We start from the raw sequence: 25,587 nt of genomic DNA, 5'->3' as shown, positions 1-25,587 counted from the left end.
GAACCTACGGGCGGCACCCCTACACAAACATTAAAAGTTGAAGTAGCCCCCGGATTTGATGAATTACTAAATACCCTTACATAATAAGTAGTGCCTACCGTTAATCCCGAGGCAGTACTAACATCAGCATCACTTACATATCTGCTGATTAAACCTCCTCCACAGATTCCCTCCAATACTTCATGCACCAGATCTGTTGGAGAGCCTGCCACGTTTAAAAGTGAAATTTTATGTACCACTTGTGTAGCTACAAATTTATACCAAACATCATCATTTGGAGTGCCTACACCATTATCTCCTTCTCCGGAATCTGTTGCCGAAGTCAGGTCTCCAGGCGAAACCGCAGCACAGCTTGCATCCGGGTTTACTGTAAGCATTACGGCATCGGCACAGTTGTCATTTGCTGGTGGTGGTGGAAAAGTTCCCACACAAATATCAAAAGTTGTAGTCGCATTAGTATTAGCCCCATAGCTGAATACCCTTATATAGTATGTGGTTCCTGGAATAAGACCATTTACAGTACTTGTGTCGGGGTCGCTTATATTCAAGCTGACAAGACCTCCTCCACAATTTCCTTCCAGTATCTCATGCACTAAATCTGTTGGAGTTCCGGTTACATTCAAAAGCCGGACACGATGTGTTTCTGCTGTGGCTGTAAATGAATACCATACATCATCATCAGGAGTTCCGGCTCCATTATCCGGCTCACCGGAATCTGTAGCACCCAATAATGTACCAGCTGTTTTGACTGAACATAATAAGTCTGCATTTACTGTTAAGGCAACCGCATCAATACAGTCGTCATTTACCGGAGGATCCGGAAGCGTCTTGAAGCTTCCCGTAGTCCAGGTACTAAATTCCGAACCGCAATTATTCCTAACATGGAAATAATATGTTGTGTTTCCTGCTAAAGAAGAAGCAGTATATGGAGTCGCAGCAATCTGAGTTCCTGCACCTGTAGGACTTGTGGCTACCTGATCAAACACATATTCATATCCCGTAGAACCTGCAACAGCATCCCAGGAGATAGTTGCACCAGCATTTGTTATTCCTGAAAAAGATACATTTACAGGCGATTCACAACTTGGAATAGCTTCAACCAAGAAATTGTCAACATAAAAATTGTAATCTGGAGTATCGTCAACAGGTCCGTCTGTCGCATAGAATGCGAACTTAGTGTTTGCTCCAGTATAAGCAGGAAGGTTTACAGAATATAAAGCTCTTGCATTAGTTGGAGAGTTTGTGGAATCCCATGTATGCAAAACTGTCCAGGTAGCACCATTATCTTGTGATGCCAGGAAAACAACTTTGTCATCAGACCCCATCCCGGAAAAATTTGCTGCATAATAATCCTTTGCTGCATATTCAAATCTAACCCTGTAGCTTCCGGCACTCATATTGATTGCCGGTGATATTAACCATCCTTTTCTATTAGAGCTATATAGGTTAACTCTTGCAGAACCTATAGATCCATTATTTAAAAATCCATCTGCCACCCAAATTCCCGTTCCTATACTTGTTGGTCCTGATACTTCATCCCCACCAGTACCTTTTGACCAACATATTGGAGGGAAAGCCGTGCCATTAAAATCTTGAAGGTAAGTAGGTGTATATGCTGCACAAAGCGTTGTGAAGCTAGTCCCAACCCAAACACTCTTATCGCCAGGACCACAATTTGATCTTACCCAAACATAGTGCTGCGTTGCAGAAGGCAATCCTTCAAGATTTTTTGTGGTTATCCCTGCGCCTACAGAACCTGTTGGAGTTGCTGAAGGAAGTGGTGTCGTTGCAGAAGTACTCAAATAGTATTCATAACCTTCTGAAGGTGCAACCGCAGGAGCTGTCCAGTTGATTGTTGCACTGTTTGATGCAACGTTTGCCGAAGCTACTCCTGCCGGAAAATTACATGACACATTAAAACCGAAAGCTATTAAAGGCCTTCTAAAGTCTGAAGAGCCTAAAGACGCCGGAAGCGTGCCTGAATTATTATTCGAATACTTTGTGGTATTAGAATCATTGGTATTGATACATGGAGCAGTATATTCATAATTCCATGTGATTTCGGTACTTGCAGTTGTATTAGTATATTCAAAGAAAACGGCTAAATTTTGCTCTCCGGAATAGGTAAAAGGAGTTGACAAAACAAATTTTTTCCATCCTTCTGATGACCCAATCGCAGTTGCGGGGTTAGAATCATAAACCGATGTAGCTCCGGTTATAGCCGTAGCCCAATCCAAATTTCCACTACCCCAGGTCGTGTTTGTGGTTTCTTTCAAATAAATCTTAAAATTTGGAGTTCCGGCCATTGTTCCTGTAGCAGTCATCCTTTTAAAATAGACAGTATCCAGAACCTGACCTGCAATTCCCGTTAATTGAGAACGAGGATAGATTACCGCAATACGATTCGCGGAATTCGCGCCAGCCACACTGTACATGGGACCATACATGTTAGATCCGAAATTGGAACTATAACACGATGTTATTTCCCATGTTTGTCCATAGGACAAACAACTGACAAACAGCATCAGCAATAATGTAATTTTTCTCATAAATAAAGTATAAATTGATTAATAAAACACTACCTGATAAAACTCGTTGAGTGCAATTAAATGATTGATTTGATACCTTCAACCTGACCGTTAAAGCTAAATTTATTGGTAAATTGGGCCAAAGTTAAGGCCGCGAAAAAAACCTTTGAAGGTGACGTTTCACATTTTGTCTTTGTAGATTATAACTCTAAGATGATAAAAACTATCACTGCAATAGCTAAAAACAACCTTGTTTCACGATATCAAATTTTGAAAATTGAACCTCTACTCTTATAAGGATTTTCGAGTTACTCCTAACACGCGTGTATATTTTTGGAAGCTTTATTTCTTTCCTTGTTATTACTGATACTGATAAAAATCATAAAAGAATGACCAAAAGAATTTTGGATTTTGCCATTTTGATTAAGATAAAACTAGCACTAAAAAACACAAGAGCCGCTACACTAAAGTGTAGATTTTTAGTCAAGAATTAAATTCTACCCTTTTGTGTAGTATTTGAATTTATAATTTATCATCCGTTTATGTGTAATTAAATGATTTGTTTTGATATCATTAATTGGTCTATTTGTTGATGAATCGGATTAAATTCAAATGTGGATAGAGAATTTCATAGCAAGTAAGCGGGGGACTTATGCGTACTGATAATGAGCAGAAAAAGAACACCTGATGTCAAGAAAAATATCAGAAAACGCAAAACTAAAAAGCGAGGCAGTAAAATTTGTTTTGTCAAATAACTTATAAATGAAGGGACTTTTGTCTGATAGACGGTTTTAGAATACTATTAATGTGATTTGACATATTGGATATTTGATGCCAAAATTGACATTATTTGTGCTATTAAAAGTTAGGTAATTTCTGTTTATAAACAAAAAATCCCGGCTACAAATGCAGCCGGGATTCTTTTTAAAAGTTATATCAAATTATTGTTTGATTACTTTAATTGTCTTAACCTGATTGTCTACAGCAACTTTCACTAAGTAAGTCCCTCCAGCCAGGCTTGACATATCAACAGAAGCGTCTGTAGCTCCAATTGTTTTTGTAAGTACTTGCTGCCCCAGTAAATTGAAGACAGACGCATTAGAAATTTCTTGTGTGTATGACAAGTTCAATACGTCTACAACAGGGTTTGGATAAGCTCTGAAATTAGCATCACCGAATGTAGGAGTACTTAATGACGCATCATAAGCAGCAATTCTAAATTCACCTGTATTCGATAAAGCTGTACCATATCTCCAAACTCCTACATACAATGTTGCTCCCGGTGTTTGGTTTGTCAAGGTTAGTATTGAGAAGTTATCATCTCCTGAATCATCATCACAAGCGATTTCAGTTAATGAAGCACAAGTTCCTGAAAATACACTTAAAATGCTATCCGCCAATGTAGATCCCACTTTAGATTTTGTTTCAATAGTCAAACGTCCGGAAGCAGGAACGACTACAGAATACCACGCATCTTCAGTACGGTTTGGCTGACACGCATATGATAAACCTGTTACAGTTATTGCCCCTGTCAGGGTTCCTACTATCGATCCGGTATTAAAATCACCTGAAGGTGTCAATACGGTAGCATTTACACAATTATCATTAATAGGCGGCGCCGAAGGTGTCAAAACGCATAATGTAAATGCAGATGATCCTATTGGAAGAGCCGAACTTGTGAAAACTCTTGCATAATAAACCGTCCCAACCGTTAAGTTTGCAAAATTCAATATATTTCCTTCAGCGCAAGAGTCTGTTACTTCTACAAGAGATCCCGGAGTACCCGTATACAATACTCCTGCCATTGCAACACCTGATGCTGTTCCGGTAAATGTAAATCTGGCACGAACATCTGTTGCTGTAAATGTATACCAAACATCATCATTAAATCCTGCAGCACTACAAGTTGGTGCCGTTGTTACTGATAAAGTGGCTCCGATAGTTGTACCCGGAGTTGTAGCTATACAGGCTAATGCCGGATTAACTGTCAGGTTAACAGCACCATCAGGCTCATCATTGGAAGGTATTGGAGATGCAACAGAACTGCCAATGCAAACATCAAAAGTTGTTGAAGCATCAGTTGCTGTTCCATTGCTGAAAATTCTAACATAATAAATTGCACCAGGAGTCAAACCTGTATAGGTAGAAGTATTAGGATCACTAACATTCAAACTTATCAAACCGTCACAGGTTCCAGACATAAGTTCATGTACTATATCGGTCTGATTTCCTGCAACATTTGAAAGAGCAATTGTATGCGAGCCTGTAGTAGCCACGAAAGAATACCATACGTCATCGTTTGGTGTTCCTGTCCCATTATCCGGCACACCAGAATCTGTAGCAGACTGTAAAGTTCCCGAAGTTTTCACCCCACAAGCCAAATCTGCATTTACGGTCAAGGCAATAGCGTCACTACAGTTATCGTTTGCCGGCGGGTCAGGCAATGTTCCTATACAAATATCAAATGTTGCGGTATTTGACAGCGATGCAGCGACAAAGCTGAATACTCTAACATAATAAGTAGTTCCTGGAACCAAACCTGTTGCAGTACTCGTATAAATATCGCTTACATGTCTACTAATCAAACCTCCTCCACAGGTTCCTTCCAACACTTCATGCACAAGGTACGCTGGAACTCCGGCAACATTAGAAATAGCGATTCTATGAGATGTAGCCGTTGCCACAAATTTATACCAAACATCATCATCCGGAACACCTGCCCCATTATCACCTTCATTGGAATTTGTAGCTGATTGTATAGTACCTGAAGTTTTTACACCACAAGCCAAGTCCGCATTTACAGTTAAAGTAACCGCGTCAGGACAATCATCATTTGCCGGTGGTCCGGGAGGTATGCCAACGCAAACATCAAATGTTGTTGAGGATGTTGTTGACACTCCATAACCAAAAATCCTTAAATAATAGGTCTGTCCAACAACCAAACCAGCCACCACGCTCATATTAGGATCACTAACGTTTAGGCTTGTCAACGCTTCTCCGCAAGTTCCGCTAAGTAGCTCGTGTACTAAATCTACAGGAGAGCCTGCTATGTTAGAAAGTGTAAATGAATGTTTAGTTGATGTGGCAACAAATTTGAACCAAACGTCATCATCCGGAGTTCCCACTCCATTGACAGGTACAGGAGACGCTGTAGAAGACTGTAATGTTCCTGAGGTTTTAACAGCGCATGCCATATCAGGATTTACAGTTAACGTTATAGCCCCAACACATTCATCGTTTGCCGGCGGATCCGGGAGGGTTCCAACACACACATCAAAAGTAGTATCCGCACTAGTGTTGGCTCCATAACTGAATACCCTTACATAATAGGTATTACCTATCACTAATCCTGTCGGGTTACTTGTATTAGGATCACTAACTAATACGCTGGTCAAACCATCGCAGGTTCCGCTCATTATCTCATGTACTAAATTTATTGGTGTACCAAGCACGTTTGATATTACGACTTTGTGCGTTGTTGCCGTAGCCACAAAAGAATACCAAACATCGTCGTCCGGAGTTCCGGTTCCATTGTCTAGTACCGGTGAAGCCGTTGCAGCCAGCAATGTTCCTGTAGTTTTAACCCCACAAGCGTAATCTGAGTTTACTGTAAGAGCAATGGCTCCTGAACAATTATCATTTGCCGGTGAAGGAGGAAGAGTCCCAATACAAATATCAAAAGTTGTAGTATTTGTCAGAGCAGCAACTGCAAAACTGAAAACCCTGATATAGTAAGTGTTCCCAATTGTCAGACCAGTTGCCGTACTTGTGTTTGAATCACTAATAAACATACTTGTCAATGTTCCGCAAGCTCCACTCATTACCTCATGAACCACATCGTTTGGAGAACCTGCCACACCTGAAATCACAATTCTGTGAGAAGTAGAAGTAGCCACAAAGGAGTACCAGACATCATCGTCAGGAACACCTGTACCGGTGTCAGCAACTCCTGAATCAGTTGCCCCAATCAATGTGCCGGAAGTTTTAACCGTACATGCCAAATCTTCATTTATTGCTAAGGCAACGGCATTAGCACAATTGTCATTTGCCGGCGGAGTAGCCCGGGTCGTAAATGAAACCGTCCTCCATGGACTTGGCCCATCTGAGCACATTGTCCTTATATGGAAATAATATACAGTTAGCGGATTTAAGTCAAATGGGGAAAATGAAGTTGCTGTTGTAAGAGTTCCCGCAACTGTTGGATCTGTGCTTACGTTATCCAGAACATACTCAAATGAAGTATCAGCCGCCCAGGTAATGTTGGCACCTGTTGAAGAATAGGATGATACTGTAAGGGCAATAGGAGCCGAACAGGCAATTGATTTAATTGTAGGTGAGCTGAAACAGAAGCCAAAATTCCAATCGGGACCCGCTAAGTTATCGTTATAATAGATCCGGTATTTGAATCCGGCCAATTGGGTTGGAGTAAATGCCGCAATGCTTAATGTTTCAGAAGTGAGGTTTGTTTTAGGAATAGTACAAAAATTTTCGACAATAACCGTACCTGTATAATTCCTAGTAATATTTGCACCCCATGGCACCCATGCTGAAGTGTCTGCATTCCAGTATTCAAATCTCAAAACATCGTCAGCTGCATAATGGTAACCATATTGAACTGTAATTTCAATGGCTTTCTCACCAGCTGTGAAAGCAGGGGTCAAATCAATAACGGGTGACTCTGCAGCAATACTATCATCATTGCCACCACCTGAATCGTTATCATCAAATGCAAAATTTGCGGTTGTCCTTGGATCAGATTCGAAAGCAACTGCACTCGAATTGTAGGTGCCCGTTATTGTCCAGGCCGGGTTTGGCCAGTTCGCTGATTGGTTCAGCGTCTGGGAATTGACTTGCCAGCTAAACAGGACAAGCAATGCGTAAATTTTATTCATATTATTTTTTTTAGTTAAACAGCAATTTTAAAAATTGCATTTAACGAAGTGTTTAAAAAATAACTGCTAAAATTTGTAAAATTTACATCAATTTAAATTATTTTAAATAAATGTATTCTCTAATAATTAAAAAAAACGATCCATAAGAACTGCTTCATAAATATTTATAAACAAAAAATCCCGGCTACAAATGCAGCCGGGATTCTTGTTTAAAAGTTATCTCAATTTATTGTTTGATTACTTTAATTGTCTTAACCTGATTGTCTACAGCAACTTTTACTAAGTAAGTTCCTCCAGCCAGGCTTGACATATCAACAGAAGCGTCTGTAGCTCCAATTGTTTTTGTAAGTACTTGCTGCCCCAGTAAATTGAAGACAGACACATTAGAAATTTCTTGTGTGTATGACAAGTTCAATACGTCTACAACAGGGTTTGGATAAGCTCTGAAATTAGCATCACCGAATGTAGGAGTACTTAATGACGCATCATAAGCAGCAATTCTAAATTCACCTGTATTTGCAGCAGCAGTTCCATATCTCCAAACTCCGATATATAATGTTGCACCAGGAGTTTGGTTTGTTACAGTCAACATAGAGAAGTTACCATCTCCCGTATCATCATCACAAGCAATTTCTGTTAATGAAGAACAAGTTCCAGAAAACACACTCAAAACGCTATCAGTCATCGTAGATCCGGTTTGAGCTTTTGTTTCTATAGTCAAACGACCAGAAGCCGGAACAACTACAGAATACCATACATCTTCAGCACGGTTTGTCTGACAGGCATATGTTAGCCCGGTTACTGTTGTTGCACCAGATACAGTTCCAACAATAGCTCCGGTAGTAAAATCACCCGAAGCAGTCAATGCAATAGCACCAGAACAATTATCGTTAACAGGCGCTACCGGTGGTGTTGAAACACACAAAGTAAATGCTGTTGACACAGTAGGAAGAGCAGAATTTGTAAAAACTCTTGCATAATATACTGTTCCAGGTGTCAAGTTTGCAAAATTCAATGTGTTTCCTTCAGCACAACTTCCAGCTACTTCTACAAGAGATCCCGGAGTACCTGTATATAATACTCCAACCATTGTAACACCTGTTGCCGTCCCAGTAAATGTAAATCTAGCGCGGTCAACTGTTGGTGTAAATGTATACCATACGTCATCATTAAATCCAGCAGCACTACAAGCTGGTGCAGGCTCTGCAGATTGGGTTGCACCAATAGTTGTTCCTGTAGTTGTAGCTGTACAGGTTAAAGCCGGATTAACTGTTAAGTTAACAGCACCACTAGCCTCATTATTAGCCGGTACAGCAGGCGCTGCAGAACTACCAATACAAACATCAAAAGTAGTAGAAGCGTCAGTTGCCGTTCCGTAGCTGAAAATTCTAACATAATAAGTTGCTCCCGGTGTCAAACCTGTATAGGTAGAAGTATTAGGGTCGCTAACATTCAAACTCACTAAACCGTTACAAGTTCCAGTCATAAGTTCATGTACCATATCTGTTGGAGTTCCCGCAACATTGGAAAGCGCAATTGTATGAGAACCTGTAGTAGCTACGAAAGAATACCACACGTCATCGTTTGGAGTACCAGCTCCGTTATCAGGCACACCAGAATCTGTAGCAGACTGTAAAGTTCCAGAAGTTTTCACTCCACAAGCCAAATCAGCATTTACAGTCAAAGCAATAGCACCGCTACAGTTATCGTTTGCCGGCGGGCCAGGCAATGTTCCTACACAAATATCAAATGTCGTATTATTTGTAATTGCAGCAGCAGCAACACTGAATACTCTAACATAATAAGTATTTCCAGGAACCAAACCTGTTACAGTACTTGTATTAGGATCACTAACGATTAAAGAAATCAAACCTCCACCGCAAGTTCCATCTAATACTTCATGTACTAAATCTGTTGGAGTTCCTGCAACATTAGAAATAGTAATTCTATGTGAAGTAGCCGTTGCTACGAATGTATACCAAACATCGTCATCCGGAATACCAGCTCCGTTATCGCCTTCACCAGAATTTGTAGCTGATTGTAAAGTACCGGAAGTTTTTACTGCACAATTCAAATTAGGGTTTACTGTTAAAGCTATAGCATTAGGGCAATCGTCATTCGCAGGAGGTGGAGGGAATGTACCTACACAAACATCAAATGATGTTGTAGCTCCAGTTGCTGTTCCATAACTAAAAATTCTTACATAGTATGTATTTCCTGGTATCAGGTTAGTCAAATTACTTGTATCCGGATCACTAATATTTAAGCTGATCAGACCTCCGCCACAATTTCCTTCCAATACTTCATGTACTAAATCTGTAGGAGTTCCGGTAACACCAGTAAGCGTAATTCTATGAGAAGTAGCTGTTGCTACAAATTTATACCAAACATCATCATTTGGAGTTCCTGCTCCATTATCCGGCTCACCGGAGTCTGTAGCACCCAATAATGTTCCCGTTGTTTTCACTGCACATAAGAAATTTGGATTTACTGTTAAAGTAATCGCATTAATACAGTCGTCATTTGCAGGTGGATTAGGAAGCGTCTTGAAGCTTCTTGTAGTCCATGTACTAAATTCTGAACCGCAATTATTTCTAACATGGAAATAATACGTTGTGTTTCCAGCTAAAGAAGAAGCAGTATAAGGCGCAGCAGCAATCTGAGTTCCTGCACCTGTAGGGTTTGTAGCTACTTCATCAAGAACATATTCATATCCTGCAGAACCGGCAACAGCATCCCATGAGATAGTTGCGCCAGCGTTTGTTATTCCTGCAAAGGATACAGTTGTAGGTGCTTCACAAGTAGGAATAGCCTCAACTAAGAAATTGTCAACATAAAAGTTATAATCTGGGGTATCGTCAACAGGTCCATCAGTCGCGTAGAATGCAAATTTAGTATTTGCACTTACGTAAGCTGGAAGGTTTACAGAGTATAAAGTTCTTTCATTGGTTGGAGAATTTGTAGAATCCCATGTATGTATTATCGTCCATGTAACACCATTATCCTGTGATGCCAAGAAAACAACCTTGTCATCATTCACAATCTGAGCCGGACCTGAACCCGTAAAAGCTGTTACTCCAACATCAAATCTAACTCTGTAATTCCCCGCACTCATATCAATAGTAGGTGAAATTAACCATCCTTTTCTATTAAGGCTGTATAAGTTAACTCGAGCGGCACCTACAGTTCCATCATTCAGGAATCCATCTGCTACCCAGATACCGGCACCTGTACCAGACGGTCCGGTAGTTTCATCTCCTGCGCCAGCTGTTGACCAACATGCCGGTGGGAAAAGCGCGCCATTAAAATCCTGAAGGAAGCTAGGAATGTACGTCGCACAAGCCGTTGTAAAAGTAGTCTGAACCCAGACACTCTTATCACCAGGCCCACAATTTGATCTTACCCAAACATACTGTTGTGTTGCTGAAGGTAATCCTGAAAAAGTTTTTGTTGTAACACCTGCACCAACAGAACCTGTTGGAGTTGCAGATGGAAGTGGTGCTGTAGCAGAAGTACTTAAATAGTATTCATAACCTTCTGAAGGTACAACCGCAGGAGCTGTCCAGTTAATTGTTGCACCTGTTGATGTAACATTTGCCGAAGCTAATCCTGTTGGAGCATTACATGACACATTAAAATCGAAAGCAATTAAAGGCCTTCTAAAGTCTGAAGAGCCTAAAGTCGTTGGCATCGTACCCGTAGTATTATTTGAATACTTCGTAGTATTAGAATCGCCTGTATTGACACATGGACTAGTATATTCGTAATTCCATGTAAGTGCCGTACTCGCAGTAGTATTAGTGTATTCAAAGAAAACAGCTAAATTTTGCGTTCCGGAGTAGGTAAAAGTGTTTGAAAAAGGAAAACTTTTCCATCCTGCTGATGACCCAACCACAGTTGCCGGGTTAGAATCATAAACCAATGTCGCTCCGGTTGTAGCCGTTGCCCAATCCAAACCTCCAGTACCCCAGGTCGTACTTGTAGTTTCTTTCAAATAAATCCTAAAATTTGGAGTTCCGGCCATTGTTCCAGTAGTAGTTGCCCTTTTGAAATAGACAGCATTTAGAACCTGACCTGCCATTCCCGTTAATTGAGAAGAAGGATAGATCACCGCAGTACGGTTCGTGGCATTCGCCCCAGCCACGCTGTACATGGGCCCGTATGTACTGGACCCAAGATCAGAACATGATGCTACTGTCCATAATTGCCCATAGGACAAATAACTGACAAACAACATCAGCAATAACGTAATTTTTTTCATAAAAAAGTATAAATTGATTAACAGACTGCTAAAATAACAATTTTAAAAGATTAAAAAGTTAAAATTGAAGGAGTGAACAAAAAAAATAACCATTATAAACAATAAGATTAAACTTATATTATGCAAAAAAGCCTGCATTAATGCAGGCTTTAGAATTTTTATGTGATAACTATACTTTTTTTATATTATAGTTAAAATATTCAATACAAACTATTCTTTTATGCTCTCAACGGCTACCATTTCATTAGTATCAGCCTTATAATCCACTCCTTCAATATCAAATCCGAACAGATTATAAAAGTCTTTTCTGTAACCTTCCAAATCTCCAATTTCTGAAAGATTTTCTGTAGTGGCTTTTTCCCATAACGCTGCTACTTTTCCCTGAACATCATCACGCATTTCCCAATCATCAATTCTGATTCTTCCTTTCTCATCGGTTGGGACTTCACCTCCTGTATACAAGCGCTGTTGGTATAACCTTTGAATCTGCTCAATAGTTCCTTCGTGAATACCCTCTTCTTTCATTACTTTATAAAGCAGGGAAATGTATAAAGGAATAACAGGAATTGCAGAACTTGCCTGGGTTACCAAGGCTTTATTCACAGAAACATAGGCTTTTCCTCCAATATCTTTCAGACTATCTGTAATTGAAAATGCAGTAGCTTCCAAATGGTCTTTTGCACGACCAATAGTTCCTTTACGGTATACCGGTTCTGTTAATGACGGCCCTATATAAGAATAAGCTATTGTCATTGCTCCCGGAGCCAAAACACCGGCTTTTTTCATCGCTTCCATCCACATTGCCCAATCTTCACCTCCCATTACGGCAACTGTATTTTCTATATCATCTTCCTTACTTGGTTCGATTGAAATTTCTGAAACTTTTCCTGTGTGGAAATCTACCGTTTTATTGGAAAAAGTATCTCCTATAGGTTTTAAAACAGAACGGTGTGTAACTCCTGTAACCGGATTAGTTCTTACCGGAGAAGCCAGACTGTAGATTACCAAATCTACCTGTCCCAAATCTTTTTTAATAAGTTCTATTGTCTGGTCTTTAACTTCGTTAGAGAAAGCATCCCCATTGATACTTTTAGCATACAGACCTGCTTTGTGTGCCTCAGCTTCAAAAGCTGCCGAATTGTACCAGCCTGGTGAAGCCGTTTTTCCTTCCATTGGCGGCTTTTCAAAAAATACTCCAATAGTAGCGGCATCAGAACCAAAAGCACTCGTAATTCTGGAAGCCAGACCGAATCCTGTAGAAGCACCGATTACCAAAACTTTTTTGGCTCCATCGATTTTTCCTTTTGATTTTACGTATTCAATTTGATTTTTAACGCTTTGCTCCGCCCCTTTTGGATGAGCTGTTAAGCAAATAAATCCTCGCATTCTTGGTTCTATAATCATAAAACAGTATTTATATAGTCAATAAATTATAATGTTAGTGTTCCTAAGCAAATATACCTCGTTTTTTTAGTTCAGCAAGGCCTTGGCGTGATTTATAGCCGAATCGGATATGTCTTTTCCTGACAGCATCTGCGCAATTTCAATGACTCTTTCGTCGGCTGAAAGCAATTTAAGTTCGGATTGTGTCTGGTCGCCCACTACCGATTTGAATACTTTAAAATGGGTATTTCCTTTAGCAGCAATTTGGGGCAAATGTGTGATGGCAAATACCTGCATTGTTTTGCTCATTTCTTTCATAATTTCACCCATCTTATGGGCAATTTCTCCTGAAACCCCGGTATCAATTTCATCAAAAATAATAGTTGGGAGTTTTTGATATTGTGCCAGTATTGATTTTACGGCAAGCATAATTCTTGACATCTCTCCTCCTGATGCTGTTTTTTTTAGCAGTCCGAAATCCGAGCCTTTATTGGCGGCAAATAAAAATTGTAAATCGTCTTTTCCGTTAGCATGATAGCTATCTGACAGCGTTACCTCTATTTTGAACCGGACGTTTGGCATTCCAAGCAATTCCAAAATCGCAACCAGCTTTTCTGTCAGAACCGGAATTGCATTCTGTCTTTTCTCACTGATTGTAGCAGCTATAGTATCCAAACCAGATTCGCTTTCTGCTATTTCTTTTTCGGCCTGCTCGATTTCCTGTTGCAGGCTGTCAACCGAAATTACCTTTTTATCCAAGTCTTCCTGTATCAGTAACAGTTCGTCAACGGTTTTGACCTGGTGTTTTTGCTGTAAATTATAGATGGTCTGTAATTTTTGATTAACCAAATCCAGCTGTTCCGGGTCGCTCATCAAAGATTCTGCTTTCTGACTCAGTTCAGAAATAATATCATCAAGTTCAATTGATGCGCTTGTTATTCTTTCAAACAACGAATTGTAATCTGCGGAAAAAGAAGCTATTTTTTGAAGCGACGCCTTAATTTCTTTAAGATTGTGAAGTACGCCAAATTGTTCTTCTTCGGCAATTGAAACGGCACGTTCTAAATTCTCTTTAATCAACTCAACGTTGTTCAATTGTTCAAAAACACTTTCCAATTCTTCCTGTTCGCCTGATTTCAGTTTAGCCGCAAGCAATTCTTCTAAAAGGAACGAGTTATAATCCTGTTCTTTTGAAGCTTCCTGAAGCCTGGATTGCAATGCCGTGAGATTGGTCTTCAGGCTACGGTATTTTTTTAAGAGGGATTTATATGCTGCAATTTCGGAAGTGTTTCCCGCCATCGAATCAATAATATCAAACTGGAAATTTTCTTCAGAAAGCTCCTGAGTCTGGTGTTGCGAATGGATGTCTATCAAATACTCACCCAGTTCCTGAAGTTCCTGTAGATTAACGGGACTGTCATTGACAAAAGCCCTTGATTTTCCTGAAGAAAGGATTTCTCTTCTGATGATGGTCTCTTTTTCAAAATCTAAATCATTGGCTTCAAAGAAGGACTCCAGATTGTAGCGCGCTATATCAAATTGTGCTTCAATAACACATTTTTCTTCTTTGTTTTTTAGCGAACTTAAGTCTGCTCTTTTGCCCAAAACCAACCCTAAAGCTCCAAGGAGAATCGATTTTCCCGCTCCGGTTTCTCCTGTTATTATTGAAAAATTCTCTGAAAAATCAATATCGAGTTTTTCAATCAGTGCGAAATTCTTTATGGATAATGACGTCAGCAAAGCCTTTACGTTTAAAGATAGTGATTATTTACGAGCTGCTTTGAGGCAAGCGCTTCGTATAAAACAAATGGATTCTTATGATTAAAATCTGATTTTACCCCATTTACTGGAATTCAATGGAGAAATCCTGTTTAGATTTTCTACCAAATCCGCAATCGCAATAGAAGGTCCTCCTGTGTAAATCGAAACGATTTCATCTGATTTGGCATCAAAAAAGACACGTGTTAGCAATGCGTTTGGGCGAATATCATATATCTGAGCCAAAGTCTTGACCGAGTTTTTGATGTTTTCTTTTCCTCTTTTCAAATCTTCGCTCATCAAATCAATCCCTGTTGAATGGTATTGGTAAAGGGCTTCTCTGAAAGGAGCAAAAGTATTTGACATCAGGTCTGTAATCAGGAAATATCTCGAAACGTTTCCATCTGCCTGATTCCATCCTTTTGAGCCTCCTTGCTGTGCCAGGATTGCCACGTTTTGAGCCAATTCATAGTATTGGGTTCCTCCTTTTGGCGAAAAGGTATCGGCATCTAATCCCATAATGATATAGCTGTAGAACGCCATAACAGATACCAGGTTTGAATCATAACTATTTGGGTTGAAAATCAGGTTTTCAAATTCAACATACCTGAAATTAAAGTCTTTATCGTTAAAATTAAAAACCGGCGAGGCATACATTGAGTTATACCCCGGACGCGAAGACTGTACCTGAATGGAAGCCGAAAACTGGTCAGAATTGTATCCTGAAACATTGATAAACATTGACGATTCAATTCTTTCATTCTCTGCAAACGTCTGATTGGTCCAACGGGTCTTATTCACAAATTCATTTAGTGAACGTTCCAGCGTCTTAAAAATCTGCGTATTAGCATTCGTGATTCGGTCATAGTTTATTTTTACGGTACATCTCAATTCCTGAGCCTGAACAGAACCTGCAACGAACAACAAAAACAATAATATCTTACGCATAAAAATGTTGTATTACTTTATTTAAAATATCTTCGGCCACGGCTTCTTTTGTTTTTAAAGGCATGGGCTCAATTTCAAAATTCCTGTCGATAAAGGTAATTTTATTTGTCGGTTTTCCAAAACCGGCACCTTCATCCTGCAATGAATTGAGAACTATCAAATCTAGGTTTTTTTTCTGGATTTTCAATTTTGCGTTTTCAATTTCATTTTCTGTCTCTAATGCAAATCCTATCAGAAATTGTTTTTGTTTCACTTTTCCTAAAGAAGCCAGAATATCCTGCGTTTTTTCCAATTCGATGGTAAAGGCATCTTCCGTTTTCTTTATTTTTTGTGTGGCCGGAAACTTTGGCCTGTAATCTGCCACAGCTGCAGCAGAAATTGCCACATCAACATCGCCAAAATAACGGTGGGCTGCCTCATACATTTCCTGTGCAGAGGTTACATTCACCAGAGTAATCCCTGAACTTTTAGGCTTTAAATGCGTTGGTCCGGAAATCAGAATCACTTCGGCTCCTAATCCGGCAGCATGCTCAGCAATGTCAAACCCCATTTTGCCTGAGGAATGATTTCCTATAAAACGCACAGGGTCTATCGCTTCGTATGTGGGTCCGGCTGTAACCAGTATTTTTTTTCCTTTTAGCGGCAATTTGCTTTCTAAATCGGCCTCAAGAAAGGCTATAATGTTTTCAGGCTCAGCCATTCTTCCTTCTCCTGAAAGTCCGCTTGCCAATTCTCCCGATTCGGCCGGAATCATGATATTGCCAAATTGCCTGAGTAATTTAAAACTGGCTAAGGTTGAAGGGTGTTTATACATGTCCAAATCCATTGCAGGAGCAAAATAAACCGGACATTTGGCAGAAAGGTAGGTTGCTATCAAAAGATTGTCACAGGAGCCATTTGCCATTTTAGACAATGTGTTTGCTGTAGCGGGAGCCACCAACATCAAATCAGCCCAAAGACCTAATTCGACATGGTTGTTCCAAACCGCATCTTCGTCATCATTATAAAAAGTGGAATGTACCGGATTTTTTGAAAGCGTGGAAAGTGTGAGCGGTGTCACAAAATCCTTAGAAGCAGGTGTCATGACCACCTGGACATCGGCACCTGCTTTTATGAATAATCTTACTAGTGAGGCTGTTTTATATGCGGCAATTCCACCGGAAACTCCCAGCACTATTTTTTTACCACTTAAAACAGACATAGTAATTATTTAGTAGTATCTCTGTGATAGATTTTACCATCAAGCCATTCCTGCACAGCCAGTGCATGCGGTTTTGGCAATTTTTCGTAGAATTTTGAAACTTCGATTTGCTCTTTGTTTTCAAAAATTTCTTCCAAGCTGTCATTATAGGTAGCAAACTCTTCCAATTTTTCTGTCAATTCTTTCTTAATTTCAGAGTTGATTTGGTTTGCTCTTTTAGCCATAATCGTAATCGCTTCATACACGTTACCTGTCGGTTCCTCAATCATCGTCTTATTGTAAGTAACTGTGTTTACAGGAGCATTAGTCTTTTTTAAATCCATGACTTTTATTTAATTAGAAAATTGTTGTAATTCTTTCTCGATTCGTGCCAATTTATCATCAGCATCCTTTTTATATTGTGTTGATGCATTGAATTTCATAAGCATTGCATAGGATGCTTTCGCCAGATTCAATCTTTCTTTCTTTTTGCTTTCTACACTATTGATTGCCAAAATATAGGCCGAATCAAACCTGTAGTACAAAGCGTCTTCTTTGAATGGCGTTCCTGGATAATCAGCAATAAAATTATCCAAAGCTTTTATGGCAGCTGAATAATCTCTTGTATAGCCTCCTATCGTGTGGTATTGTTTTGCATTTTCAAATGCCTTTTTTTCCAGCTTTTCGCGCAACGCTTTTACAATTTCGTTTGCTTTTGGCAGGTATTCAGAATTTGGATAATTATTAATAAACGCCTGCAATTTGTCAATAGCCTTGTCTGTATCGCCCTGGTCCAATGAATATCTTGGTGACAGTCTTGAATAGCTTTCAGCACTCAAATAGGCCGCTTCTTCTGCTTTTTCACTCTTTGGATAGCTGGAAGTAAAGCTTTCAAACTGATAGGCTGCAAGATAGTGCTGTTTTGTCTTATAATACGATTGCCCAAACATATAGAACATCTTTTCTGCAGCCGGCTTACCTCTGTATGATGGTGCTATCTGCTCAAAAAGGCGTATTGCTTTTGTATATTTTCCAGCGTCATACATTTTTGAAGCGATGTCATATTTTACAGCGATATCCTCTGATTTCAAAGCTTTTTGGTAAGGACTGCATGAAGCAAAAGCAACCGCAATTATAAGTAAGCAAAATATTCTATTCATTTTCAAGATTGTATTTACTGATTTCAAGCCGTTTGAGGTTTCTTAAAAATCAACCGCAAATTTAGTTATTAATTATAGATTAAAAAAACATTTTTTCAAGCCCCTTGAAAGAGTTAAAAATAAAAAAGATGCCAAATAAATTATGACACCTTTCTAACGATTAAATTCCGTATTTATTTTCCGGTTGTGATTGGACTTGTGAAGTTCTTCATTTCATTGTCGAACAAATAAAGACCTCCCTTATCATCACCAATCAGATTGATTTTATCTAAAATGTAACGTGCATTTGCTTCTTCTTCAATTTGCTCTGCCACATACCATTGTAAAAAGTTATGGGTGGCATAATCTCTTTCATCCAGTGCTATGCCTACAAGGTCGTTGATACTTTCAGAAACTTTGATTTCGTGTTCCAATAACTGTTTGAAAAGAACCTTATAGCTTGACAAATCAAGTACCGGCTCTACTATGGCAGATATTTTAGCCTGTCCACCTCTTTGGTTGATATATTTTACCAATTTCAGCATGTGCATTCTTTCCTCTTCGGACTGTGCAAACATGAAAGTCGATATTCCTTCAAATCCCTGAACTTCTGCCCAGGATGCCATAGCCAGATAAACTTGTGATGAGTCTCCTTCTACCTTAATCTGACGGTTTAATGCTTCTTCTATTGATTTTGATAACATAATCTGTAGGTTTTAAAATAACTAAAGTACTGTTTTCTTAACAAATTGCTCTATTCTTCCTGCTAAATCTTCGTTAACATTCACTAATGGCAAACGTACTGTATTTTCTGACAATCCCAAAACTTTAAAGATTTCTTTAACACCCGCAGGATTTCCCTGCTCGAAAATCATGTCGATAGAATCTGCAATCTGGTAGTGAAGTTCGTAAGCCTCATCTACTTTTCGCTCCAATCCTAAACGCACCATTTTAGAAAACTGTTTCGGAAATCCTTCAGCAATTACCGAGATTACCCCTGCACCTCCGGCTAAAACCATTGGAAGTGTCACCATATCATCACCCGAAATTACCAGAAAATCTTTTGGTTTGCCCTGAATCAGTTTCATTGCCTGAACGATATCACCGGCAGCTTCTTTTATGGCCACAACATTTTTAAAATCATTTGCCAAACGTATTACGGTTGACGGCAGCATATTACTTCCTGTCCTTCCAGGAACATTATACAGGATGACCGGAAGCGGTGAAGCTTCTGCAATGGCTTTGAAATGCTGATAGATACCTTCCTGGGTTGGCTTGTTATAATATGGCGAAACCGAAAGCACAGCTGTAAAACCTGTAAAATCTCTGGTTTTCAGCTCTTCAACAACTTCTGCAGTATTATTCCCTCCTACACCCAAAACTAACGGCAATCTGCCGTTATTGGTTTCTTTTACGGTTTTAATAACCAATTCTTTTTCTTCCTTATTCATGGTTGCCGGCTCACCGGTTGTTCCTAAAACTACCATATAATCAATTCCATTATCGATTTGATAGTTTACAATTCTTTTTAGAGCCTCGACATCAACAGAAAAATCTTTTTTGAAAGGTGTCACAAGCGCTACGCCTGTTCCTATAAGTGACTGCATAATTATATTTTATTTAGTATTTTTAAATATTTGAATAGTTCGAAAACAAAAACTTTGTAGTTTTCCGCATTGGTAGTAATCATAAAATGATTTAGCCTCTTATCAATGGTTGAAAATCCTACTTTGAAATTAGCTTTTGACTTAAAAGTGGTAATCATCAAAGGCGCTTTTTCTGTATCATAATAGCTAATCAGCATATCAAACTCCTTATCAGTAAACTCTTTTACATTTTTATTGTCCAGCGTTCCTTTCCAGCTTAAATCTTTATGGCTAAAGCTTGGATAATTTACGGTTTCTTTTTTCTTAAACCGGTCTTTATATAACAATATCTGGATATTCTCTCTTTTGATTCCGTTTGCCAAAAGCTCTTCAATCAGGTTGACCTTATCTTCAAAATAGGTCTTGTCAATTAACAATCCGACCGTTTTTATCGTTTCGTCAGACGGGTTTCCCTTTACGTGCAGGGAACTATTTTTTAATGTTCTTTTTGCAGAAAAGTTCTTGAAAAAATTTAAAAACATAGTACTTTTACTTGTGATTACAAATTTAATTAAATAAGCCGTATTTCAGATGCTAAAACAAAAAAACTATACCGCTGCTCTGACACAATTTGTTTCAATTCTAACATTATTTCTGGCAATTTCCTGTGCTACCCAAAAGCCGTATGTTTCCAAAATTGAAGGCAAGCAGATTGGCATTACGAACACCAACCCACAAACTCCTGCTATCGAAGAATTTATAAAGCCTTACCGCGAAAATATTGATAAGGATATGAATCAGATTCTTGCCTATGCCCCGGAAACAATGGACAAAAGTAAAGGTGAATGGCAAACAACTATTGGCAGCTTACAGGCAGACATAACGCTTGCAACCGCTAACAAATTATTTCTGAAGAGAGAAAACAAACCGGTGGATATCTGCCTGCTGAATCATGGCGGTATCCGAAGCATGATTTCCAAAGGAAATGTAACTACCCGCACTGCTTTTGAACTGATGCCTTTTGAAAACGAATTGGTTGTCGTTGCCTTAAAAGGCCAACAGATTGTAGAAATGGTGAATTATCTGATTTCTGAAAAAAAGCCGCACCCGCTTGCAGGTATGGAAATCGTGTTAAACAAAGATGCTTCTTCCTATAAAAGCATTACGATACAGGGAAAACCTCTGGACATCAACAAAACCTATTATGTGGCGACAAACGATTATTTATATAATGGCGGCGACAGCATGAATTTCTTCAAAAAAGGAACCATGACTTCGTTAGATTATAAGCTCCGCAACGTCTGGATTGATTATTTTAAAGAAACAGACACAATTCCAGTACCGCGAAACAAAAGGATTATTGTTGAGTAATCAGAAAGCCTAAAAGACACAAAATGAAAAGAAGAGATTTTATACAGAAAACGGTAGCAGGTTCGGCTTTACTGACTGTTGGCGGATTATCATTAAGCAGTTTTAACACACTTAACAAAAAGCATATCACCATACTGCACACCAACGATGTTCACAGCCATATCGACCCGTTTCCACCAACAGACGCCAAAAATCCTAATATGGGCGGTGTTTCCAGACGGGCCAGCCTGATTGAAAGCATTCGCAGGGAAAATCCAAATGTTTTGCTTTTGGATGCCGGTGATATATTTCAGGGAACTCCTTACTTCAACTATTATGGCGGCGAATTGGAATTTAAGCTGATGAGCATGATGAAATATGACCTTGCCACTATGGGAAATCATGATTTCGACAACGGGATTGACGGTTTCTATTCGCAATTACACAATGCAAAGTTTGATTTCGTGAGTGCCAATTATGATTTTAAAAACACTGTTCTGGATGGCATTGTGAAGCCTTATAAGATTTTTATCAAGGACGGTATCAAGATTGGTGTTTTTGGATTGGGTGTTGAATTAGACGGATTGGTAGACAAGAAGAATTATAAAGAAACAGTCTATAATGACCCGGTCTCTGTATCGCAGGAAATGACGCGAATCCTGAAAACACAGGAGAAATGCGACCTTATCATTTGCCTTTCGCATATTGGATATGCTTACAAAAACGACCCGGATAAAATTTCAGATTTAAAATTAGCCGCCGCAACAAGAGATATTGACCTGATTATTGGCGGACATACACATACTTTTCTGGACAAGCCTACGATTGTAAAAAATCTGGACGGAATTGATACATTGGTGAATCAGGTAGGTTGCTATGGTATTAATTTGGGAAGAATCGATTTTTATTTTGATACGGATAAAAATAAGATCCATAGTGGAAGAACTATTGTAGTTTAATCTTTGGTTTTATTTTGAACGCGTATATACGCTGGTTTCGCGGATATACGCGGATTAAAAAAGCCATTAAAATTTTCATTTTAATGGCTTTTTTGTTTTGTATAAGTTTGTAAAACCTATGCTTGGTTATCCTAGCATTGTTATAAAATCATCTTCTGAGATAATCGGGATATTCAGTTTATTGGCTTTTTCCAGTTTGGCAGGCCCCATATTATCGCCGGCTACCACATAGTCTGTTTTGGCAGAAATAGAGCTTCCTACTTTTCCGCCATTATCTTCAATGGATTTCTTCAGGTCATCGCGTGAGAATTTTTCAAATACTCCCGAAACCACAAAGGTTTTTCCTGCCAGTTTATCTGTTGCATCCGGATTAAATACGGTTTTGGATTCGAGCTGAACGCCATAATCACGCAATCTCTGGATGATAATTCGGTTTTCCGGATTTTCAAAAAATTCAATGACGCTTTGCGCTATACGTTCGCCAATTTCATCTACCAAAATCAAATCCATCAGGCTGGCATTACTTAGGTTATCGATATTTTGGTAGTGTTTTGCTAATTTTTTTGCAACGGTTTCACCCACATAGCGGATTCCTAAAGCAAACAGGACTCTTTCAAAAGGAACTTCTTTGGATTTTTCGATTCCGTTGACGAGATTTTCTGCTGATTTCTGCGCCATTCTTTCCAGAGGAATTACCTGCTCGACGGTAAGGTCATACAAGTCAGCGTAATTCTGTACCAGATTGTTGTTAAATAACAAGGCTACTGTTTCTCCGCCAAGTCCTTCAATATCCATTGCCTTTCTGGAAATATAATGCTGGATTCTGCCTATAATTTGTGGTGGGCATCCGTAAAAGTTCGGGCAATAATGCTGGGCCTCGCCTTCTTTACGGATTAACTCTGTCTGACATTCCGGACAGTTTGTAATATAAACGGTTGGCAGTAAATCTAAAGAGCGTTTTGTAAAGTCTACACCTATAATTTTCGGAATAATTTCGCCCCCTTTTTCTACAAAAACTTCATCACCAACACGAATATCGAGTTTTTCAATCTGGTCTGCATTATGCAATGAGGCTCGTTTTACAATGGTTCCCGCCAATTGTACCGGCTCGAGATTAGCAACCGGCGTAATCGCTCCGGTACGTCCCACCTGATAGGAAATAGAATTCAGCCGTGTAGAAACCTGTTCTGCCTTAAATTTATAAGCAATCGCCCAACGCGGTGATTTGGAAGTATAGCCTAATTCTTCCTGATAATGCAGGTTATTTACTTTTACAACTACGCCATCGGTTTCATAAGGCAATTCATGACGGTGAATGTTCCAGTAATCGATAAAGTCAAAAACTTCCTCAATACTTTTTACCAACCTGGCCTCTTTAGGCACTTTAAACCCAAAACTTCTGGCTTTTTCAAGGCTTTCAAAATGGGTTGAGAATTTAACATCATTACCAATAAAAGTATATAGAAGGCAATCCAACGGACGTTTTGCCACTTCAGAACTGTCTTGTAACTTCAAACTACCTGATGCAGTATTTCTTGGGTTTGAATAGGGAGTTTCGCCAATCTCTATCAATTCCTGATTCATTTTGGCAAAACCTTCCAACGGCAAAATAATTTCACCGCGTATTTCAAAACTATCCGGATAATCGCCTTTTAACTGTAATGGAACCGATTTGATTGTTTTGACGTTATTGGTTACATCATCGCCCTGAAATCCGTCTCCCCGCGTTACGGCACGTTTTAATTTTCCGTGCTCATAGGTAATTGAAATAGAAGCTCCGTCATATTTCAATTCACAGGTATATTCCAGCGGCACATCTCCTAATATTTTTTGGATTCTTTTTTCCCAATCCAAAACGTCTTCTTTTGAATAGGAGTTATCCAAAGAATACATTCGGTTTTTATGGGTAATGGTTTCAAAGTTTTTGGTAATCATCCCTCCCACACGCTGTGTCGGGGAATTTTCATCAAAAAACTCGGGGTGTTTGCTTTCAAGCTCCTGCAGCTCTTTCAGTTTTGTATCAAAATCATAATCTGAGATTGTAGGATTGTCCAAAACATAATAATTGTAATTATGCTGATTTAGTTCTTCCCGCAATGATTGGATGGTACTCTGAATATCCATAAAAAAAATTGGCTAGTTTAGTTCTGTAAACAGAGCACTAAAATAACCAATTTCCAATAAATAATACGATTTTATGACGATTGAATTATGCCGTTGACCTGCAAATACAATTGGCCGTCACTTAGGATAGCTCCTTGCTGTATCAGGTTAAAAATAGCATCGTTCCGTTCCTCTTCATATTCTTTCTGCCCTATCTTAATCTCTACCGTTTCAGTAAACATATTGTCACTCAACCACTGCAATCCTTCGCGGGTCATAAAATCGACTTCCGGAATAAGCGCTTTGAGTACGATTGACTTGATTACTTTTTCCTGACAATGGAAAAGAAAGATATAGCTTTTAGAAAAATGTTCCAAATAATGAGCTCCTGTCAAAACGCCTTCCCAAATCAAATCAGAAAACACATCCAATTCCTGCTCGGCAACTTCCGGTTTTTCAGCCTTGATGGCATCCCATTCCTTCTTATCGATTGACTGCGTTGCCAAAAAATTGGCAAATTCCATATGGAGCGCTTCAAACTGTTCTTTTGTTAATCTTTTGTATTTCATTATTTTGCTGTAAGCTATAGGCTTTAAGCTCCCACAAGCGTAATGCCTACGGCTTATTGCTTAAAGCTTTTCTATAATTTAAAAAAAAATCCCGACTTTCATCGGGACTTTTATATTTCAGTATTGAAAATATTATTTTTCAGCTACGATTTCGTAAGGCAAATCAACGATAACCTCTCTGTGTAATCTTACAGTCGCATTGTATTTACCAGTACGCTTAACGATTCCAGAAGTGATGAATTTTCTGTCGATTGATTGACCTTGCTTCTCCAAAGCTTCAGCGATATCGATGTTAGTGATAGAACCGAAAAGTTTTTCACCACCAGCTTTAGCTGAAATTTTGATTTCAAGAGCTTTAAGTGCTTCTGCCAATTTCTTAGCATCTTCAACAATTTTAGCTTCTTTGTGCGCTTTTTGTCTTAGGTTTTCAGCCAATACTTTTTTCGCAGAAGGAGTTGCCATGTGAGCGAATCCTTGTGGAATTAAGTAATTACGTCCGTATCCGTTTTTCACAGTTACGATATCATCTTTAAAACCTAAATTTTGAACGTCTTTTTTTAATATAAGTTCCATGTTGTTGTCCTTATTTGTAGAAGTTAGGTTTCATTGTGAAACCAACAACTTTGTTTTTACTATTTTAATAAATCGGCCACGTATGGCATTAAAGCTAAATGTCTTGCTCTTTTAACAGCTACAGACACTTTTCTTTGGTATTTCAATGAAGTTCCTGTTAAACGACGTGGAAGGATTTTCCCTTGCTCGTTAACGAATTTCAATAAGAAATCAGGATCTTTGTAATCAACATATTTGATACCTGATTTTTTGAAACGGCAATACTTCTTAGTTTTGTTTGTTTCAATATTTAAAGGCGTAAGATATCTGATATCTCCGTCTTTTTTTCCTTTTGCTGATTGTTCAATCGTAGACATAA

General features: G+C 38.9%; 17 protein-coding genes and 1 pseudogene. 2 read left to right on the top strand and 16 right to left on the bottom strand.

From position 1 onward, the window contains the following. The 12 genes and pseudogenes from BGO88_RS17370 to BGO88_RS17315 form a co-directional block, all read right to left on the bottom strand. Positions 1 to 2,549: pseudogene (locus BGO88_RS17370) on the bottom strand (hypothetical protein); the annotation flags it as partial. Positions 2,550 to 3,469: 920 nt separating this feature from the next. Beyond that, positions 3,470 to 7,420, bottom strand: coding sequence for a T9SS type A sorting domain-containing protein (locus tag BGO88_RS17365; protein WP_286707729.1), 3,951 nt, complete (start codon positions 7,418 to 7,420; stop codon positions 3,470 to 3,472). A 226-nt stretch (positions 7,421 to 7,646) separates the two neighbouring features. Continuing rightward, positions 7,647 to 11,681 carry a T9SS type A sorting domain-containing protein gene (locus BGO88_RS17360; RefSeq protein WP_286707728.1) on the bottom strand — a complete coding sequence of 1,345 codons (4,035 nt, stop codon included), beginning with the start codon at positions 11,679 to 11,681 and terminating at the stop codon, positions 7,647 to 7,649. Positions 11,682 to 11,891: 210 nt separating this feature from the next. Beyond that, complete coding sequence (gene fabV / locus BGO88_RS17355; RefSeq protein ID WP_286707727.1) at positions 11,892 to 13,085, bottom strand: enoyl-ACP reductase FabV; 1,194 nt, start codon at positions 13,083 to 13,085, stop codon at positions 11,892 to 11,894. A 66-nt stretch (positions 13,086 to 13,151) separates the two neighbouring features. Next, positions 13,152 to 14,804 (bottom strand): DNA repair protein RecN, encoded by a 1,653-nt coding sequence (gene recN / locus BGO88_RS17350; protein ID WP_286707726.1) that lies wholly within the window; start codon positions 14,802 to 14,804, stop codon positions 13,152 to 13,154. Between the two features lie 81 nt (positions 14,805 to 14,885). After that, the gene (porD, locus tag BGO88_RS17345; RefSeq protein WP_101472278.1) at positions 14,886 to 15,770 is read right to left on the bottom strand and encodes a type IX secretion system protein PorD; all 885 of its coding nucleotides are present in this window, start codon (positions 15,768 to 15,770) and stop codon (positions 14,886 to 14,888) included. Continuing rightward, positions 15,763 to 16,971, bottom strand: a complete 1,209-nt coding sequence (gene coaBC / locus BGO88_RS17340; protein WP_277015199.1) for a bifunctional phosphopantothenoylcysteine decarboxylase/phosphopantothenate--cysteine ligase CoaBC — start codon at positions 16,969 to 16,971, stop codon at positions 15,763 to 15,765. The genes porD and coaBC overlap by 8 nt, the downstream gene beginning before the upstream one ends. A gap of 5 nt (positions 16,972 to 16,976) precedes the next feature. Then, complete coding sequence (locus BGO88_RS17335) at positions 16,977 to 17,294, bottom strand: DNA-directed RNA polymerase subunit omega (protein WP_056065814.1); 318 nt, start codon at positions 17,292 to 17,294, stop codon at positions 16,977 to 16,979. Positions 17,295 to 17,303: 9 nt separating this feature from the next. After that, positions 17,304 to 18,110: an outer membrane protein assembly factor BamD gene (locus tag BGO88_RS17330; RefSeq protein ID WP_101472470.1), complete on the bottom strand. Its 807-nt coding sequence runs from the start codon at positions 18,108 to 18,110 to the stop codon at positions 17,304 to 17,306. Positions 18,111 to 18,283: 173 nt separating this feature from the next. After that, a complete protein-coding gene (locus BGO88_RS17325; protein WP_056065811.1) occupies positions 18,284 to 18,793 on the bottom strand; it encodes a ferritin in 510 nt (169 codons plus the stop codon). 21 nt (positions 18,794 to 18,814) lie between these two features. After that, entirely contained in the window at positions 18,815 to 19,696 is an 882-nt protein-coding gene (gene dapA / locus BGO88_RS17320) for a 4-hydroxy-tetrahydrodipicolinate synthase (RefSeq protein ID WP_101472280.1), read from the bottom strand. Positions 19,697 to 19,698: 2 nt separating this feature from the next. Next, the gene (locus BGO88_RS17315; RefSeq protein ID WP_286707725.1) at positions 19,699 to 20,217 is read right to left on the bottom strand and encodes a DUF6913 domain-containing protein; all 519 of its coding nucleotides are present in this window, start codon (positions 20,215 to 20,217) and stop codon (positions 19,699 to 19,701) included. A gap of 49 nt (positions 20,218 to 20,266) precedes the next feature. On the opposite strand from BGO88_RS17315, the gene BGO88_RS17310 reads away from it, so the two are divergent. Further along, entirely contained in the window at positions 20,267 to 21,046 is a 780-nt protein-coding gene (locus tag BGO88_RS17310; RefSeq protein ID WP_286707724.1) for a 5'-nucleotidase C-terminal domain-containing protein, read from the top strand. 23 nt (positions 21,047 to 21,069) lie between these two features. Next, positions 21,070 to 21,984 (top strand): bifunctional metallophosphatase/5'-nucleotidase, encoded by a 915-nt coding sequence (locus BGO88_RS17305; protein WP_286707723.1) that lies wholly within the window; start codon positions 21,070 to 21,072, stop codon positions 21,982 to 21,984. A 126-nt stretch (positions 21,985 to 22,110) separates the two neighbouring features. Here BGO88_RS17305 and ligA read toward each other — a convergent pair whose 3' ends face one another. The 4 genes from ligA to rpsR form a co-directional block, all read right to left on the bottom strand. After that, the gene (ligA, locus tag BGO88_RS17300; RefSeq protein ID WP_286707722.1) at positions 22,111 to 24,108 is read right to left on the bottom strand and encodes an NAD-dependent DNA ligase LigA; all 1,998 of its coding nucleotides are present in this window, start codon (positions 24,106 to 24,108) and stop codon (positions 22,111 to 22,113) included. A gap of 71 nt (positions 24,109 to 24,179) precedes the next feature. Beyond that, a complete protein-coding gene (locus BGO88_RS17295; RefSeq protein ID WP_056065791.1) occupies positions 24,180 to 24,656 on the bottom strand; it encodes a DUF6495 family protein in 477 nt (158 codons plus the stop codon). Positions 24,657 to 24,788: 132 nt separating this feature from the next. After that, positions 24,789 to 25,229 (bottom strand): 50S ribosomal protein L9, encoded by a 441-nt coding sequence (gene rplI / locus BGO88_RS17290; RefSeq protein ID WP_056065789.1) that lies wholly within the window; start codon positions 25,227 to 25,229, stop codon positions 24,789 to 24,791. 59 nt (positions 25,230 to 25,288) lie between these two features. Continuing rightward, positions 25,289 to 25,585 carry a 30S ribosomal protein S18 gene (gene rpsR / locus BGO88_RS17285; RefSeq protein ID WP_020211613.1) on the bottom strand — a complete coding sequence of 99 codons (297 nt, stop codon included), beginning with the start codon at positions 25,583 to 25,585 and terminating at the stop codon, positions 25,289 to 25,291. Between the last annotated feature and the right edge of the window lie 2 nt (positions 25,586 to 25,587).

The sequence above is a fragment of the Flavobacterium sp. 38-13 genome, from assembly GCF_001899155.1.
In the GTDB taxonomy this organism is placed as follows: domain Bacteria; phylum Bacteroidota; class Bacteroidia; order Flavobacteriales; family Flavobacteriaceae; genus Flavobacterium; species Flavobacterium lindanitolerans.
This window is presented reverse-complemented; position numbering and strand designations above follow the sequence as displayed.